11 protein-coding genes and 2 rRNA genes are annotated in these 14,060 nt (G+C 68.0%); 9 read left to right on the top strand and 4 right to left on the bottom strand.

Annotation, left to right across the window (positions count from 1 at the left end; all coding sequences use genetic code 11):
* Positions 1-24 precede the first annotated feature (24 nt).
* The 9 genes from zapE to NPA30_RS15340 all read left to right on the top strand — a co-directional run bounded on the left by zapE (position 25) and on the right by NPA30_RS15340 (position 10,834).
* Positions 25-1,206: a cell division protein ZapE gene (zapE, locus tag NPA30_RS15380; protein ID WP_256803646.1), complete on the top strand. Its 1,182-nt coding sequence runs from the start codon at positions 25-27 to the stop codon at positions 1,204-1,206.
* Positions 1,207-1,569: 363 nt separating this feature from the next.
* Positions 1,570-2,532, top strand: a complete 963-nt coding sequence (gene mdh / locus NPA30_RS15375; RefSeq protein WP_256803640.1) for a malate dehydrogenase — start codon at positions 1,570-1,572, stop codon at positions 2,530-2,532.
* A 64-nt stretch (positions 2,533-2,596) separates the two neighbouring features.
* Positions 2,597-3,787: an ADP-forming succinate--CoA ligase subunit beta gene (gene sucC / locus NPA30_RS15370; protein ID WP_256803638.1), complete on the top strand. Its 1,191-nt coding sequence runs from the start codon at positions 2,597-2,599 to the stop codon at positions 3,785-3,787.
* 132 nt (positions 3,788-3,919) lie between these two features.
* Positions 3,920-4,177 (top strand): DUF6364 family protein, encoded by a 258-nt coding sequence (locus NPA30_RS15365; protein WP_256803636.1) that lies wholly within the window; start codon positions 3,920-3,922, stop codon positions 4,175-4,177.
* Positions 4,161-4,580: a PIN domain-containing protein gene (locus NPA30_RS15360; RefSeq protein WP_256803634.1), complete on the top strand. Its 420-nt coding sequence runs from the start codon at positions 4,161-4,163 to the stop codon at positions 4,578-4,580. Before NPA30_RS15365 ends, NPA30_RS15360 begins: the two co-directional genes overlap by 17 nt.
* A gap of 35 nt (positions 4,581-4,615) precedes the next feature.
* A complete protein-coding gene (gene sucD, locus NPA30_RS15355; RefSeq protein WP_256803632.1) occupies positions 4,616-5,524 on the top strand; it encodes a succinate--CoA ligase subunit alpha in 909 nt (302 codons plus the stop codon).
* Positions 5,525-5,629: 105 nt separating this feature from the next.
* A complete protein-coding gene (locus tag NPA30_RS15350; RefSeq protein WP_256803630.1) occupies positions 5,630-8,617 on the top strand; it encodes a 2-oxoglutarate dehydrogenase E1 component in 2,988 nt (995 codons plus the stop codon).
* A gap of 65 nt (positions 8,618-8,682) precedes the next feature.
* Positions 8,683-9,981 carry a 2-oxoglutarate dehydrogenase complex dihydrolipoyllysine-residue succinyltransferase gene (gene odhB, locus NPA30_RS15345; RefSeq protein WP_256803628.1) on the top strand — a complete coding sequence of 433 codons (1,299 nt, stop codon included), beginning with the start codon at positions 8,683-8,685 and terminating at the stop codon, positions 9,979-9,981.
* A 97-nt stretch (positions 9,982-10,078) separates the two neighbouring features.
* Entirely contained in the window at positions 10,079-10,834 is a 756-nt protein-coding gene (locus NPA30_RS15340) for an SDR family oxidoreductase (RefSeq protein ID WP_256803626.1), read from the top strand.
* Positions 10,835-10,880: 46 nt separating this feature from the next.
* Here the strand turns inward: NPA30_RS15340 and NPA30_RS15335 are convergent, their stop codons facing one another.
* The 4 genes from NPA30_RS15335 to NPA30_RS15320 all read right to left on the bottom strand — a co-directional run.
* The gene (locus NPA30_RS15335; RefSeq protein WP_256803624.1) at positions 10,881-12,386 is read right to left on the bottom strand and encodes an amino acid permease; all 1,506 of its coding nucleotides are present in this window, start codon (positions 12,384-12,386) and stop codon (positions 10,881-10,883) included.
* Between the two features lie 171 nt (positions 12,387-12,557).
* Positions 12,558-12,956: a nuclear transport factor 2 family protein gene (locus tag NPA30_RS15330; RefSeq protein ID WP_256803623.1), complete on the bottom strand. Its 399-nt coding sequence runs from the start codon at positions 12,954-12,956 to the stop codon at positions 12,558-12,560.
* A gap of 496 nt (positions 12,957-13,452) precedes the next feature.
* A 5S ribosomal RNA gene (gene rrf, locus NPA30_RS15325) occupies positions 13,453-13,567 on the bottom strand.
* 387 nt (positions 13,568-13,954) lie between these two features.
* A 23S ribosomal RNA gene (locus tag NPA30_RS15320) occupies positions 13,955-14,060 on the bottom strand; the annotation flags it as partial.

Below are 14,060 nucleotides of genomic sequence, written 5' to 3'. Positions count from 1 at the left end.
TCGACCGCACGAGCGCGCACCCGCATGACGCCCGAACCGAAACCGGGGCGGGCGCGTCCCGGGCACGTGCGCGCCGCGCTCGACCGGATGATCGCGGCCGGCGACATCGAGGCGGACGGCGCGCAGCTCGACCTCGCCAGCCGTCTCGACTGGCTCGAGGCGGCGCTGTCTGCCGCCAGCCTCGGCGTCAAGAACAGCTCGCTCGGCTGGCTCTTCGGCCGGGCGAAGAGGCCCGAGGCCGTGCGCGGGTTGTACATCTGGGGCTCGGTCGGCCGCGGCAAGACCATGCTGATGGACATGTTCTTCCGCGCGAGCAGCGTGCCGGCCAAGCGCCGCGTGCACTTCCACGCCTTCATGGCCGAGGTGCACGAGCGGATCGGCGCGCATCGCGCCGCGGTGAAGGCCGGCACGGCGCGGGGCGACGACCCGATGCCGCCGGTGGCGGCCGACATCGCGCAGAGCGCGCGCCTGCTCTGCTTCGACGAGTTCGCGGTGACCGACGTCGCCGACGCGATGATCCTGTCGCGCCTGTTCAGTGCCCTGTTCGCTGAGGGCGTCGTGCTGGTCGCGACCTCGAACGTGGCGCCCGACGGGCTCTACAAGGACGGCCTCAACCGGCCGCTCTTCCTCCCCTTCGTCGCGACGCTGAAGGACCACGCGGACGTCGTCCGCCTCGACGCGGCGACCGACTACCGGCTGATCCGTCTCGGCCGCGAGCACCTCTACCTGACGCCGCTCGGCGCCGAGGCGCGAGCGCGCATGGACGAGGCCTGGCAGCTTCTGCTCGGCACGGAGAAGGAGCGGCCGGCCTCGCTTTCGGTGAAGGGGCACATCGTCCAGGTGCCGCGCGCCGGCAACGGCGCGGCGCGGTTCGGATTCGAGCAGTTGCTCCGCCGGCCGCTCGGTGCGCAGGACTTCCTCGCGCTGGCGCAACGCTTCCACACGATCCTTCTGGAAGACGTGCCGGTGATGGCGGAGGCCGAACGCAACGAGGCCAAGCGATTCATCGCCCTCGTCGACACGCTCTACGATGCGGGCCGGCGCATCCTGGTTTCGGCCGAGGCGCCGGCCGAGAGCCTCTATCGCGGGCGCTCCGGTGCCGAGGCCTTCGAGTTCGACAGGACGGCGTCGCGTCTCGTGGAGATGCGCTCCGACGCCTACCTCGAAGCGGCTGAGGCGGCCGCCCGTCCCGAACAGCTGGCCTGAGCGCTCGCCGGCCCCTGCGTCCTCACCCGTCAAAGTCGAGGACGTCCGTCACCGGATCGACATGCGAACGAAGCGCGCTGCATGCGACCTCGCACCTATGCGTTGATCTGCAAGTGGAATATCTCTTACGTTTACGTAAGTGCAAAACATACTAACCGTTTGAACATATTGGGGCGGTGCTTCGACGTATTGAATTTTTTACCGGTCGAGTCTAAGCCCGCTGCGACACGGGCCATTTGCTGCACTTGCTTTGCGCCGGCGCAACCGGATGTCCCGAGCCCGAGCGGCGGCGCGCGCCGTTCGAGAACCGGGAGTTGCCGCTGCGTTCAGGTGCCGCGGCGCTGAGGAAGGACCACAAGGCTCATGGCTCGCAACAAGATCGCACTCATCGGCTCCGGCATGATCGGCGGCACCCTGGCGCACCTCGCCAGCCTGAAGGAGCTCGGCGACGTCGTCCTGTTCGACATCGCGGAAGGCACCCCGCAGGGCAAGGCGCTGGACATCGCGCAGTCCGGTCCGGTCGAGGGCTTCGACGCGCACCTGTCGGGCGCCAACGACTATGCCGCGATCGAAGGCGCGGACGTGTGCATCGTCACCGCCGGCGTGCCGCGCAAGCCCGGCATGAGCCGCGACGACCTGCTCGGCATCAATCTCAAGGTGATGGAACAGGTCGGCGCCGGCATCGCCAAGTACGCGCCGAACGCCTTCGTCATCTGCATCACCAACCCGCTCGACGCGATGGTCTGGGCGCTGCAGAAGTTCTCGGGCCTGCCGAAGTCCAAGGTCGTCGGCATGGCCGGCGTGCTCGACTCCTCGCGCTTCCGCCACTTCCTCGCCGACGAATTCAAGGTCTCGGTGGAGGACGTCACCGCCTTCGTTCTCGGCGGTCACGGCGACACGATGGTGCCGCTCGCCCGCTACTCGACCGTCGCCGGCATCCCTCTCACCGACCTCGTCAAGATGGGCTGGGTCACCAAGGAACGGCTCGAGGAGATCGTCCAGCGCACCCGCGACGGCGGCGCCGAGATCGTCGGTCTCCTCAAGACGGGCTCGGCCTACTACGCCCCGGCCGCCTCGGCGATCGCGATGGCCGACAGCTACCTGAAGGACAAGAAGCGCGTGCTGCCCTGCGCCGCCAACCTGAAGGGCGAGTACGGCCTCAAGGACCTCTATGTCGGCGTGCCCTGCGTCATCGGCGCGGACGGCGTCGAGCGCGTCATCGAGATCGACCTCGACAGCGAGGAGAAGGCGCAGTTCGAGAAGTCGGTCGGCGCCGTGCGCGGCCTGATGGAAGCCTGCGCCGCCATCGCCCCGAATTTGAAATGAGCCGACGGGCCGGGGCGACCCGGCCCTTTTTCATGCCGAGCTCCCGCCAACTGAGAGACATCCGATGAACATCCACGAATATCAGGCCAAGCAAGTCCTGAAGGGTTACGGCGCACCCGTGGCCGAAGGCGTCGCGATCACGTCGGCGGACGAAGCGGAGGCTGCGGCGAAGCGGCTGCCCGGCCCGCTCTACGTCGTGAAGAGCCAGATCCATGCCGGCGGCCGCGGCAAGGGCAAGTTCAAGGAGCTCGGTCCGGAGGCCAAGGGCGGCGTGCGCCTCGCCCGCTCGATCGACGAGGTCGTCGCCAACGTCAAGGAGATGCTCGGCAACACGCTGGTCACCGCGCAGACCGGTGACGCCGGCAAGCAGGTCAACCGCCTCTACATCGAGGACGGCGCCGACATCGACCGGGAGCTCTACCTGTCGCTGCTCGTCGACCGCTCGGTCGGCCAGATCGCCTTCGTCGCCTCGACCGAAGGCGGCATGGACATCGAGACCGTGGCGCACGACACGCCCGAGAAGATCCTGACGCTGCCGATCGACCCGCTGGCCGGCGTCACCGCCGAGGCGGCGGGCAAGCTCTGCGACGCGCTGAAGCTCGACGGCGCGGCGCGCGAGGACGGGCTCAAGCTCTTCCCGATCCTCTACAAGGCGTTCACCGAGACGGACATGAGCCTGCTCGAGATCAACCCGCTGATCGTCATGACCGACGGTCGCCTGCGCGTGCTCGACGCCAAGGTCTCCTTCGACGGCAACGCGATGTTCCGCCACGACGACATCAAGGCGCTGCGCGACGAGACCGAGGAGGACGCCAAGGAGATCGAGGCCTCGAAGTGGGACCTCGCCTATGTCGCACTCGACGGCAACATCGGCTGCATGGTCAACGGCGCCGGCCTCGCCATGGCGACGATGGACATCATCAAGCTCTACGGCAAGGAGCCGGCGAACTTCTGCGACGTCGGCGGCGGCGCATCGAAGGAAAAGGTCGCGGCGGCCTTCAAGATCATCACCGCCGATCCGGCGGTGCAGGGGATCCTCGTCAACATCTTCGGCGGCATCATGCGCTGCGACGTCATCGCCGAGGGCGTCGTCGCCGCGGTGAAGGAGGTCGGCCTCAAGGTTCCGCTGGTGGTGCGCCTCGAAGGCACCAACGTCGACAAGGGCAAGGCCATCCTCAACCAGAGCGGCCTCGCCATCACCGCGGCGGACGACCTCGACGACGCGGCCAAGAAGATCGTCGCCGCGATCGGGTGAGGACCGCCGGCCATTCTGTCCGCGCGTGCCGGAACGACTCCGGCATGCGTCGGACGGCGGGCCCGTTGTACTCGGCATTGACCCACCAATCCACACAGGATATGTGCTTCACGTAATCCGTGTAGGCTTCTCATGGCCAAGAACCTGACCCTCTCCATCGACGACGATTTGCTCGACAAGGCGCGCGTGCTTGCCGCGATGCGGCGCACGAGCGTCAACGAGATGGTGCGCGAGTTTCTGCGCCGCACGATCGAAGAGGAGAAGGGCCGGGACGAGGCGCGCGAGGAGCTGCTGCGGCTGATGGACGAGTCAGAAGGTCGCCTTGGCGACTGGCGTCCGTCTCGAGAGGAGACGTATTCCGGCGAGCCCCGCTTTGACCGTTGGCGCTGATGTCTTCCTCGACACCAACATCCTCATTTATGCAGCCCTTGGTCAGGAGGACGAGCAGCATCGCTTCGAGACCGCTCGAAGAATCGTGCTGATGGAAGACTACTGCACGTCCAGTCAGGTGCTCGCCGAGTTCTATGTCAACGTCCAGAAGAAGGGGACACCGCCACTGACGGCCGAGCGCGCCGCCGAATGGGTCCGCGTGCTGGCCAGGAAGCCTTGCCAGCCCGTCGATGCCGAGGTGGTGAGGTCGGGAGTCGCCCTCTCCCGCCGCTACCAGATTTCCTACTGGGACGGAGCCATTCTCGCGGCAGCCGAACGGCTCGGCGCCCACACGGTGTACACCGAAGACCTCAGCCACGGGCAGAGCTACGGCTCGGTCCGCGTCATCAATCCATTCAAGTAGCGGCTGCCAGGGCCGAGCGAAGCCGGAGCGATCCCATGTCCATTCTCGTCGACAAGAACACCAAGGTCATCGTGCAGGGCCTGACCGGCAAGACCGGCACCTTCCACACCGAGCAGGCGCTCGCCTACTACGGCACGCAGATGGTCGCGGGCGTCCACCCGAAGAAGGGGGGCGAGACCTGGACGAGCGGCCTCGACGGCGCCGCCGCGCTGCCGATCTACACCTCGGTCGCCGAGGCCAAGGACCGCACCGGCGCCGACGCCAGCGTGATCTACGTGCCGCCGGCGGGCGCCGCCGCCGCGATCGAGGAGGCGATCGACGCCGAGATCGGCCTCATCGTCTGCATCACCGAAGGCATCCCGGTGCTCGACATGGTCCGCGTCAAGGCCAAGCTCGACCGCTCGAAGTCGCGCCTCCTCGGCCCGAACTGCCCCGGCGTCCTGACGCCGGAAGAGTGCAAGATCGGCATCATGCCCGGCTCGATCTTCAAGAAGGGCAATGTCGGCATCGTATCGCGCTCTGGAACGCTTACATATGAGGCGGTCTTCCAGACCTCGAACGAGGGCCTCGGCCAGACCACCGCGGTCGGCATCGGCGGCGATCCGGTCAAGGGCACCGAGTTCATCGACGTCCTCGAGATGTTCCTCGCCGACGAGGCGACCAAGTCGATCATCATGATCGGCGAGATCGGCGGCTCGGCCGAAGAAGCGGCGGCGCAGTTCCTCAAGGACGAAGCCGCCAAGGGCCGCAAGAAGCCGATGGTTGGCTTCATCGCCGGTCGCACGGCGCCCAAGGGCCGCACCATGGGCCATGCCGGCGCGGTCGTGTCGGGCGGCACCGGCGGCGCCGAGGACAAGATCGCGGCGATGGAGGCGGCGGGCATCCGCGTGTCGCCCTCGCCGGCCCAGCTCGGCAAGACGCTCGTCGAGGTCCTGAAGGGCTGAGGCGCGCCGCCTTCGAGCGGCAACACGCACACTGGCGGGGGCGCGGCGCCCTCGTCGACACTCATACGGAGGCGGCGACCCGCACGTGGCGCCGCAAGACCCCAGATGGCACGCAACCAGGCCAACGACCTCTTCGCCAGCACCTCCTTCCTCTATGGCGGCAATGCCGACTACATCGAGGAGCTCTACGCCCGCTATGAGACCGACCCGGCGTCGGTCGAGGGCGAGTGGGCCGACTTCTTCAAGGAGCTGAAGGACGAGAAGCGCATCGTCCTGAAGAATGCCGAGGGGCCGTCCTGGAAGCGGGCCAACTGGCCGATCGAGGCCAATGGCGAACTCGTGTCCGCCCTCGACGGCAACTGGGGCCAGGTCGAGAAGCGCGTCGAGACCAAGCTCAAGGAGAAGGCGCAGAAGGCCGGCGTCGACCTCAACCCGGCCGACGTGATGCAGGCGGCGCGCGATTCCGTGCGCGCCATCATGCTGATCCGCGCCTACCGGGTGCGTGGTCACCTGCACGCCAAGCTCGATCCGCTCGGCATCGCGACGCCCGCCGACAACGACTACAACGAGCTGTCGCCGGAGGGCTACGGCTTCACCGCGGCCGACTACGACCGCAAGATCTTCATCGACAACATGCTCGGCATGGAGTTCGCAACCATCCGCGAGATGGTCGAGATCCTGGAGCGCACCTACTGCTCGACCATCGGGGTCGAGTTCATGCACATCTCCAATCCCGAGGAGAAGACCTGGCTGCAGGAGCGGATCGAGGGGCCGGACAAGGGCGTCTTCTTCACCGAGCAGGGCAAGCGCGCGATCCTTAACAAGCTGATCGAGGCCGAGGGCTTCGAGAAGTTCCTCGACGTCAAGTACAAGGGCACCAAGCGCTTCGGCCTCGACGGCGGCGAGGCGCTGATCCCGGCGCTCGAGCAGATCATCAAGCGCGGCGGCTCGATGGGGCTCAAGGAGATCGTGCTCGGCATGGCCCATCGCGGCCGCCTGAACGTGCTCTCCCAGGTGATGGCCAAGCCGCACCGGGCGATCTTCCACGAGTTCAAGGGCGGCTCCTACAAGCCGGAGGACGTCGAGGGCTCGGGCGACGTCAAGTACCATCTCGGCGCCTCGTCCGACCGCGAGTTCGACGGCAACAAGGTCCACCTGTCGCTGACCGCCAACCCCTCGCACCTGGAGATCGTCAACCCGGTCGTGATGGGCAAGGCCCGCGCCAAGCAGGACCAGCTTGTCGGCCGCACCCGCAACGAGGTGGTGCCGCTCGAGGTGCGCAAGAACATCCTGCCGCTGCTCATTCACGGCGATGCCGCGTTCGCCGGCCAGGGGGTCGTGGCGGAGTGCTTCGGCCTGTCGCAGCTGCGCGGCCACCGCGTCGCCGGCACGGTGCACTTCATCATCAACAACCAGATCGGCTTCACCACCAATCCGCGCTTCTCGCGCTCCTCGCCCTATCCGTCCGACGTCGCCAAGACCGTCGAGGCGCCGATCTTCCACGTCAACGGCGACGATCCGGAGGCGGTGGTCTATGCCGCCAAGGTGGCGACCGAGTTCCGCATGACCTTCCACAAGCCGGTGGTGGTGGACATGTTCTGCTATCGCCGCTTCGGCCACAACGAGGGCGACGAGCCGGCCTTCACCCAGCCGCTGATGTACAAGACCATCCGCGCGCACGAGACGACGCTGGAAATCTACGCCAGAAAGCTCGTCGCCGAGGGCGTCGTCACGGCGGACGAGGTCGAGGCGCGCAAGGCGGAGTGGCGCAAGACGCTCGACGAGGAGTTCGACACGGGCCAGGCCTACAAGCCGAACAAGGCCGACTGGCTGGACGGGGCATGGTCGGGCCTGCGCCGCGCCGACGAGGGCGACGAGCCGCGCCGCGGCGTCACCGGCGTGCCCCTGAAGACGCTGAAGGAGATCGGCAAGAAGCTGACCGAGGTGCCGGAGGGCTTCAACGTCCATCGCACCATCGGCCGCTTCATGGACAACCGCGCCAAGATGATCGAGAGCGGCGAAGGCATTGACTGGGCGACCGGCGAGGCCCTTGCCTTCGGCACCCTCGTCGGCGAGGGCCACCCGGTGCGGCTCTCGGGGCAGGACTCCGAGCGCGGCACCTTCTCGCAGCGCCACTCGGTGCTCTACGACCAGGAGACCGAGAACCGCTACATCCCGCTGCAGAACATCGCCAAGGGGCAGGCCGTCTACGAGGTCATCAACTCGATGCTCTCGGAAGAGGCCGTGCTCGGCTACGAGTATGGCTATTCGCTCGCCGAGCCGAACGCCCTGACGCTCTGGGAGGCGCAGTTCGGCGACTTCGCCAACGGCGCGCAGGTCGTGGTCGACCAGTTCATCTCGTCCGGCGAGGCCAAGTGGCTGCGCATGTCGGGCCTGGTGATGCTCCTGCCGCACGGCTACGAGGGCCAGGGTCCGGAGCACTCCTCCGCCCGCCTCGAGCGCTACCTCCAGCAGTGCGCGCAGGACAACATGCAGGTCGCCAACGTCACGACGCCGGCGAACTACTTCCACATCCTGCGCCGCCAGCTGAAGCGCGACTTCCGCAAGCCGCTCGTCCTGATGACGCCGAAGTCGCTGCTGCGCCACAAGCGGGCGGTCTCGGAGCTGTCGGAGATGGCTGGCGAGACGAGCTTCCACCGGCTGCTGTGGGATGACGCGGAGCTGAAGAAGGACGGCCCGATCAAGCTCGTCAAGGACGCCAAGATGCGGCGGGTCGTGATGTGCTCGGGCAAGGTCTACTACGACCTTCTGGAGGAGCGCGAGAAGCGCGGGGTCGACGACGTCTACCTCCTGCGCCTCGAGCAGCTCTACCCGTTCCCGGCCAAGGCGCTGATCAACGAGCTGTCGCGCTTCAAGCAGGCGGAGATGGTCTGGTGCCAGGAGGAGCCCAAGAACATGGGCGCCTGGTCCTTCATCGACCCTTACCTGGAGTGGGTGCTCGACCACATCGGCGCCGAGAAGCGGCGGGTGCGCTACACCGGACGCCAGGCCGCGGCTTCGCCTGCGGTCGGCGAGATGGGCAAGCACCTCGCGCAGCTCGAGGCCTTCCTCAACGACGCGCTCGGCGGCTGACGCCGGGCTCCCTCTCTCCCTTCCGCCGGCTTCGCCGGCCCACGCGACACGGACAGACGCAACAGATGGCCACCGAAATCAAAGTTCCGACGCTCGGCGAATCCGTCACCGAGGCCACGATCGGCCAGTGGTTCAAGAAGCCGGGCGACCGGGTCGAGCAGGACGAGACGATCGCCGAGCTCGAGACCGACAAGGTGACCGTCGAGGTCCCCGCACCCGCCGCCGGCGTGCTGCAGGAGGTCGCCTTCAAGGAGGGCGAGACGGTGGAGCCGGGCGCCGTGCTCGGCACCATCGGCGAGGGCGCCGGGTCCGGCGCCGGCGCCGCCAAGCCGCAGGCCTCGGCCTCCGCCTCGGCCGCCGCCTCCACCGCCCAGCAGAGCGCCCGCGAGGAGACCGCCGCGGCGGCCTCGGCCGGCTACGGTAGCAACGGCACGGCCCCGGCCAAGGCGGAAGCCCCGTCCGGCGGCGCGATGCCGGCGGCGCCCTCGGCGCAGAAGCTGATGACCGAGAAGGGTCTGGCCGACGGCGACGTCGAAGGCTCGGGCAAGCGTGGCCAGGTGCTGAAGGGCGACGTCCTCGCCGCCGTCGCCCGCGGCGCCCCGTCGAGCCCGCAGGAGAAGTCGGCGCCGCAGGTGGCACGCGCGCCTTCGTCTGCGGGCGATGCGGCCCGCGAGGAGCGGGTGAAGATGACCCGCCTGCGCCAGACCATCGCCAAGCGCCTCAAGGACGCGCAGGACACGGCCGCCATGCTGACCACCTTCAACGAGGTGGACATGAGCGCGGTGATGGACCTGCGCAAGAAGTACAAGGACCTCTTCGAGAAGAAGCACGGGGTCAAGCTCGGCTTCATGGGCTTCTTCACCAAGGCCGTCTGCCACGCGCTGAAGGAGATCCCGGCGGTCAATGCCGAGATCGACGGCACCGACATCGTCTACAAGAACTTCTGCCACATCGGCATGGCCGTCGGCACCGACAAGGGCCTCGTCGTCCCGGTGATCCGCGACGCCGACCAGATGACCATCGCCGAGGTCGAGAAGGAGCTGTCGCGCCTGGCGCTCGCAGCCCGTGACGGAAAGCTCGCGATGTCGGACATGCAGGGCGGCACCTTCACCATCACCAATGGCGGCGTCTACGGCTCCTTGATGTCGACCCCGATCATCAACGCCCCGCAGTCCGGCATCCTCGGCATGCACAAGATCCAGGAGCGGCCGATGGCGATCGGGGGCCAGGTGGTGATCCGCCCGATGATGTATTTGGCGCTCTCCTACGACCACCGCATCGTCGACGGCAAGGAGGCCGTGACCTTCCTGGTGCGGGTCAAGGACAGCCTGGAGGATCCGGAGCGCCTCGTCCTCGACCTCTGACCCCGACGCCTTCGGGCGAAGTCAGCGATCCCGGCCGCCCGCGCATCGACACGATCCGCGGGCGGTGTCGTTTCCACCCATCTCCAGGAGATCGGCCATGCGCCCCATCATGCTCGTCACCGGCGGCTCGCGCGGCATTGGGGCGGCGACCGCCCGTCTGGCGGCCCGGAGGGGCTACGACGTCGTCGTCGGCTACCGGAGCGACGCGCAAGCGGCCGCCGCCGTCGTTGCCGAGGTGGAAGCGGCGGGCGGTCGCGGCCTCGCGGTCGCGGGCGACGTCGGCGTCGAGGCCGACGTCGTGGCGCTGTTCGAGGCGGCCGATCGCCTCGGCCCGCTGGCCGTCCTCGTCAACAATGCCGGCGTCGTCGACGCCCCCGGCGTCCTCGCCGACATGAGCGCGGCGCGCATCGAGCGCGTCATGCGCATCAACGTCACGGGCAGCCTCCTCTGCGCCCGCGAGGCGGTGCGGCGCATGGCGCGCAGCCGCGGCGGTGCCGGCGGTGCCATCGTCAACCTCTCCTCCGCCGCGGCCAAGCTCGGGGCGCCGGGCGGGCGGATCGAATATGCCGCAGCCAAGGGCGCCATCGACAGCTTCACGGTCGGCCTTGCCCGGGAGGTCGCGGACGAGGCCATTCGGGTGACCGCCGTGCGGCCGGGGATCATCGACACCGAGATTCATGCGAGCGGCGGCGAGCCCGGCCGGGTTGCCGAGATCGCCGGCACCTTGCCGATGCGGCGCGCCGGGACTGCCGAGGAGGTGGCGGAGGCGATCCTGTGGCTCGCCTCGGACGCGGCCGCCTATTCCACCGGCGCCATCCTCGACGTCTCCGGCGGGCGCTCGATCACGCCGTAGCGCATGACGAAGACCCGACCGGACGGCCGCGCGCCGCGCGAGACCGTCAGGCCGTCGCAGGGCCGCCGACGATCCCCTCGCGCTTCTCCGCATGCTCCAGCGCGAACTCCTCCTCCGGCGACAGGATCAGCCGGTGGCGTCCCACGAGTGCGAAATAGGCGATGCCGAGCGCGAACCAGATCGCGACGCCGACGACGCCCACCCGGTAGGTTGGGTCGGACAGCTGGAACACCAGCGTCACCACGGCGATCACGATGGTCACCGCCGCGCCCGGGACGCCGAAGGGGCTGCGGAAGGGTCGCGCGATGTGCGCCTTGTTCCTCCGCAGGAGGATGAAGGAGGCGGCCTGCGCGATGTAGGAGCACATCGCCCCGAACACCGCCATGTTGAGGAGCGTGCCGCCGATCACCGCCGAGCCGGCCTCGGCGCCGAGGCCGACGAAGAGGACGAGCATGATCGCAAGGCCCACCAGCGCCCCGACGATCATCGCCACGTGCGGCGTCTTGCGCGTGTCGTGCGTGACCGAGAGGGCCGGCGGGAAGTAGCCGGCGCGCGACAGCGAGTAGATCTGCCGCCCCTGCGCGAAGATGATCGTGTGGAAGGAGGCGACGAGGCCGATGATGGCGACGAAGGCGAGGAGCTTGGCGAGCCCCTCGCCGTAGATCGCCTTGAAGCCGTCGAGCAGCGGCTCGCCGGATGCGCCGAGCTCGGCCGAACCGACGCCCGGCAACGACGGGTTGAGGAACAGGATCATGAAGGCGGAGAGGATCAGCGTCGCCATGCCGAGGATGATGCCCCGGGGCATGTCGCGCTTCGGATCGACCGACTCCTCGGCCGCGAGCGGCAGCTGTTCGATCGCCAGGAACAGCCACACCGCAAAGGGCAGCGCGGTGAAGATGCCGGTGATGCCGAAGGGCAGGAACGGCCCGTGGCCGCCGGGCAGCGGCGCCCCGTCCGCGCCGATGTTCAGAGCGTTGGCGGCGAAGTCGATCGACGGAAAGGCCGAGATCCAGAAGATCACGAGGACGGCGAGCGCCATCAGCGTCACCACCACCGTCACCTTGAACGACAGCTCGACGCCGATGATGTTGAGCCCGACGAAGAGGACGTAGCCGAGCACCCACCAGACCGGCTGGAACGCGGCGGGTGTCTCGAAAATGGCGCCGAGATAGGAGCCGATGAAGAAGACGATGACGGCGGGCGTCAGCACGTACTCGACGTTCTCGCAGAGGCCCGTGACGAAGCCGCCCCACGGTCCCATCGCGGTGCGGGCGAAGGAGTAGGCCGCGCCGGTGTGCGGCAGCGCCGGGGACATCTCCGCGATCGAGAAGGTGAGGCCGAGATACATGATCGCGATCAGCACGGTTGCGATGAAGAGGCCGCCCCAGCCACCCGAGGCGAGCCCGAGATTCCAGCCGGAATAGTGGCCGGAGATGACCGCCCCGACGCCGAGCGCCCAGAGCGACCAGACGCCGGCATAGGCCTTCAGGCCGCGCTTCTCGAAGTAGCCGGCCTCGGCCGTGCGGTACGCGATGCTTCTGTCCTCTGCCATGGTCGGATCTCCGGGCACACGCCGCGATCGATACGATCACCGAAGCGAACTGCCGTCAATCCATGCAGGTCATCGACCTGCACAGGCCGCAGGCAGCGGGACTGGCGCACCGCACTTCCACTGCGCCGTCGTCGGATCGAGGGCTTCGATCCGACGAGAACGTCCCACACTTCACGCGTCATCGGGTCGGACGTCGACCACGGTCGGCTGGTGCGCCATCATCTGCCACCGCCCCTCGGCGTGCGCCCAGACTGTGAGCGTGACGACGTTCAGCTGCCGCGGACCATCCGCGAGCTCCGCGCGCATGGTCAGATGCGCCAGAACCACCGCCGCATCGGAGACGACGCGCACCTGCCGCACGACATGGACGGCATCGAAGTAGCGAACGGCACCCGACCGTATCCTTGCCAGATAAGCCGGCTTGTCGTCGACGCGTCCGTCCGTATGGCTGAAGACCAGGCCATCGTGCAGCAGGAGATCCAGCGCAGCGCCGTCACCGGCGACGAGCGCGGCGACGCGCCGATATTCGAGCGCTTCGAGCAGCTGCGTCGTCTCGTTGTGATCGGTCATGGCGTCCCTTTTGGCCTGCAGCCGGTCCGTCCTGTGGCAGGCATGGGATGACGCGCAGGAAGGCGGGAGGATAGAGGCTGCCGCGCATGTCTGGCATGTGCCCTTCGGCAACCTCGTCGGGGCTTTGCGACGCGACGCGAGGAGGCCCGCACGTGGCCGCGCGGCGTGAGGCGCGCGTCTGCGGAGATGACTGGCCTGCCATTGCGGCGGGCGCGCGGCGTGAGGCGCGCGTCTGCGGAGGTGTCTGCCTGTCATTGCGGCAAGCGGGCCGCGTGAGGCGCGCGTCTGCGGAGATGGCCGGCCATCGCGGCGGGCTGGCCCGCTGCGGCGGGCGGGCAAGCGTGCGGCATGCATCGGCGCGGCCGGCGTGCGTGCGGATGGGCGCGTTGACGCTGCCTCGTGCGCTCTGCTGCGTGAAGACAACACGGCATCGCGCGGTGTTTTGTGTGGGGGTGTGGGGTGTTGGTTTGGAGAGAAGCGGGCTTGCGATTGGCAGACCTGGCAGCGACCGACTTTCCCGCGTCTTGAGACGAAGTATCATGGGCGCTGGGGCGTTTCACGGCCGAGTTCGGAATGGGATCGGGTGCGGCCGCCCCGCTGTTACCACCAGGTCGGCCAATCGCAAGCGTTCGAGAAGCTGGTTCGGCGCGAGGGCAAGGGCCGTCGCGGCAGGAGGAGCGCTGTCCGGCTCCGGGGCGCTCTCGCGGGATCGCAGTGCGATCCCACTGTCGCGCCGTCTCGCAATCGCGCGGGGCGCGATTGCGAGGAGAAGAATGAGACGATGTTCGCTGCTCTGGAGCGCTGTTCGGCTCCGGGGCGCTCTCGGCGGTTCGTTTGAACCGCCTGTCGCGCCGACCCGACGACAGCGTGCGCTGTCGCGGGGTGATGAACATTGGCGCCGAGCCGAGCCCGCGGAGGCGGGCGCTGGCGACTGAAGCCAAAGAAAGAAGAATGAGACAATGGTCATCGGCTCAGCCGATGAACATTGGCGAATGAGAATGATCAAGTCGATCGGGCGATTAGTACCGGTCAGCTTCATGCATTGCTGCACGTCCACCCCCGGCCTATCGACGTGGTGGTCTTCCACGGCCCTGATAGGGAGCA

Source organism: Mangrovibrevibacter kandeliae, from assembly GCF_024519155.1.
Classification (GTDB): Bacteria; Pseudomonadota; Alphaproteobacteria; order Rhizobiales; family Rhizobiaceae; genus Mangrovibrevibacter; species Mangrovibrevibacter kandeliae.
This window is presented reverse-complemented; position numbering and strand designations above follow the sequence as displayed.

Excerpts from the sequence above, each read along its gene's own strand:
- zapE (WP_256803646.1), top strand. The coding sequence starts at position 25 with ATGACGCCCGAACCGAAACCGGGGCGGGCGCGTCCCGGGCACGTGCGC.
- mdh (WP_256803640.1), top strand. The coding sequence starts at position 1,570 with ATGGCTCGCAACAAGATCGCACTCATCGGCTCCGGCATGATCGGCGGC.
- sucC (WP_256803638.1), top strand. The coding sequence starts at position 2,597 with ATGAACATCCACGAATATCAGGCCAAGCAAGTCCTGAAGGGTTACGGC.
- NPA30_RS15365 (WP_256803636.1), top strand. The coding sequence starts at position 3,920 with ATGGCCAAGAACCTGACCCTCTCCATCGACGACGATTTGCTCGACAAG.
- sucD (WP_256803632.1), top strand. The coding sequence starts at position 4,616 with ATGTCCATTCTCGTCGACAAGAACACCAAGGTCATCGTGCAGGGCCTG.
- NPA30_RS15350 (WP_256803630.1), top strand. The coding sequence starts at position 5,630 with ATGGCACGCAACCAGGCCAACGACCTCTTCGCCAGCACCTCCTTCCTC.
- odhB (WP_256803628.1), top strand. The coding sequence starts at position 8,683 with ATGGCCACCGAAATCAAAGTTCCGACGCTCGGCGAATCCGTCACCGAG.
- NPA30_RS15340 (WP_256803626.1), top strand. The coding sequence starts at position 10,079 with ATGCGCCCCATCATGCTCGTCACCGGCGGCTCGCGCGGCATTGGGGCG.
- NPA30_RS15335 (WP_256803624.1), bottom strand. The coding sequence starts at position 12,386 with ATGGCAGAGGACAGAAGCATCGCGTACCGCACGGCCGAGGCCGGCTAC.
- NPA30_RS15330 (WP_256803623.1), bottom strand. The coding sequence starts at position 12,956 with ATGACCGATCACAACGAGACGACGCAGCTGCTCGAAGCGCTCGAATAT.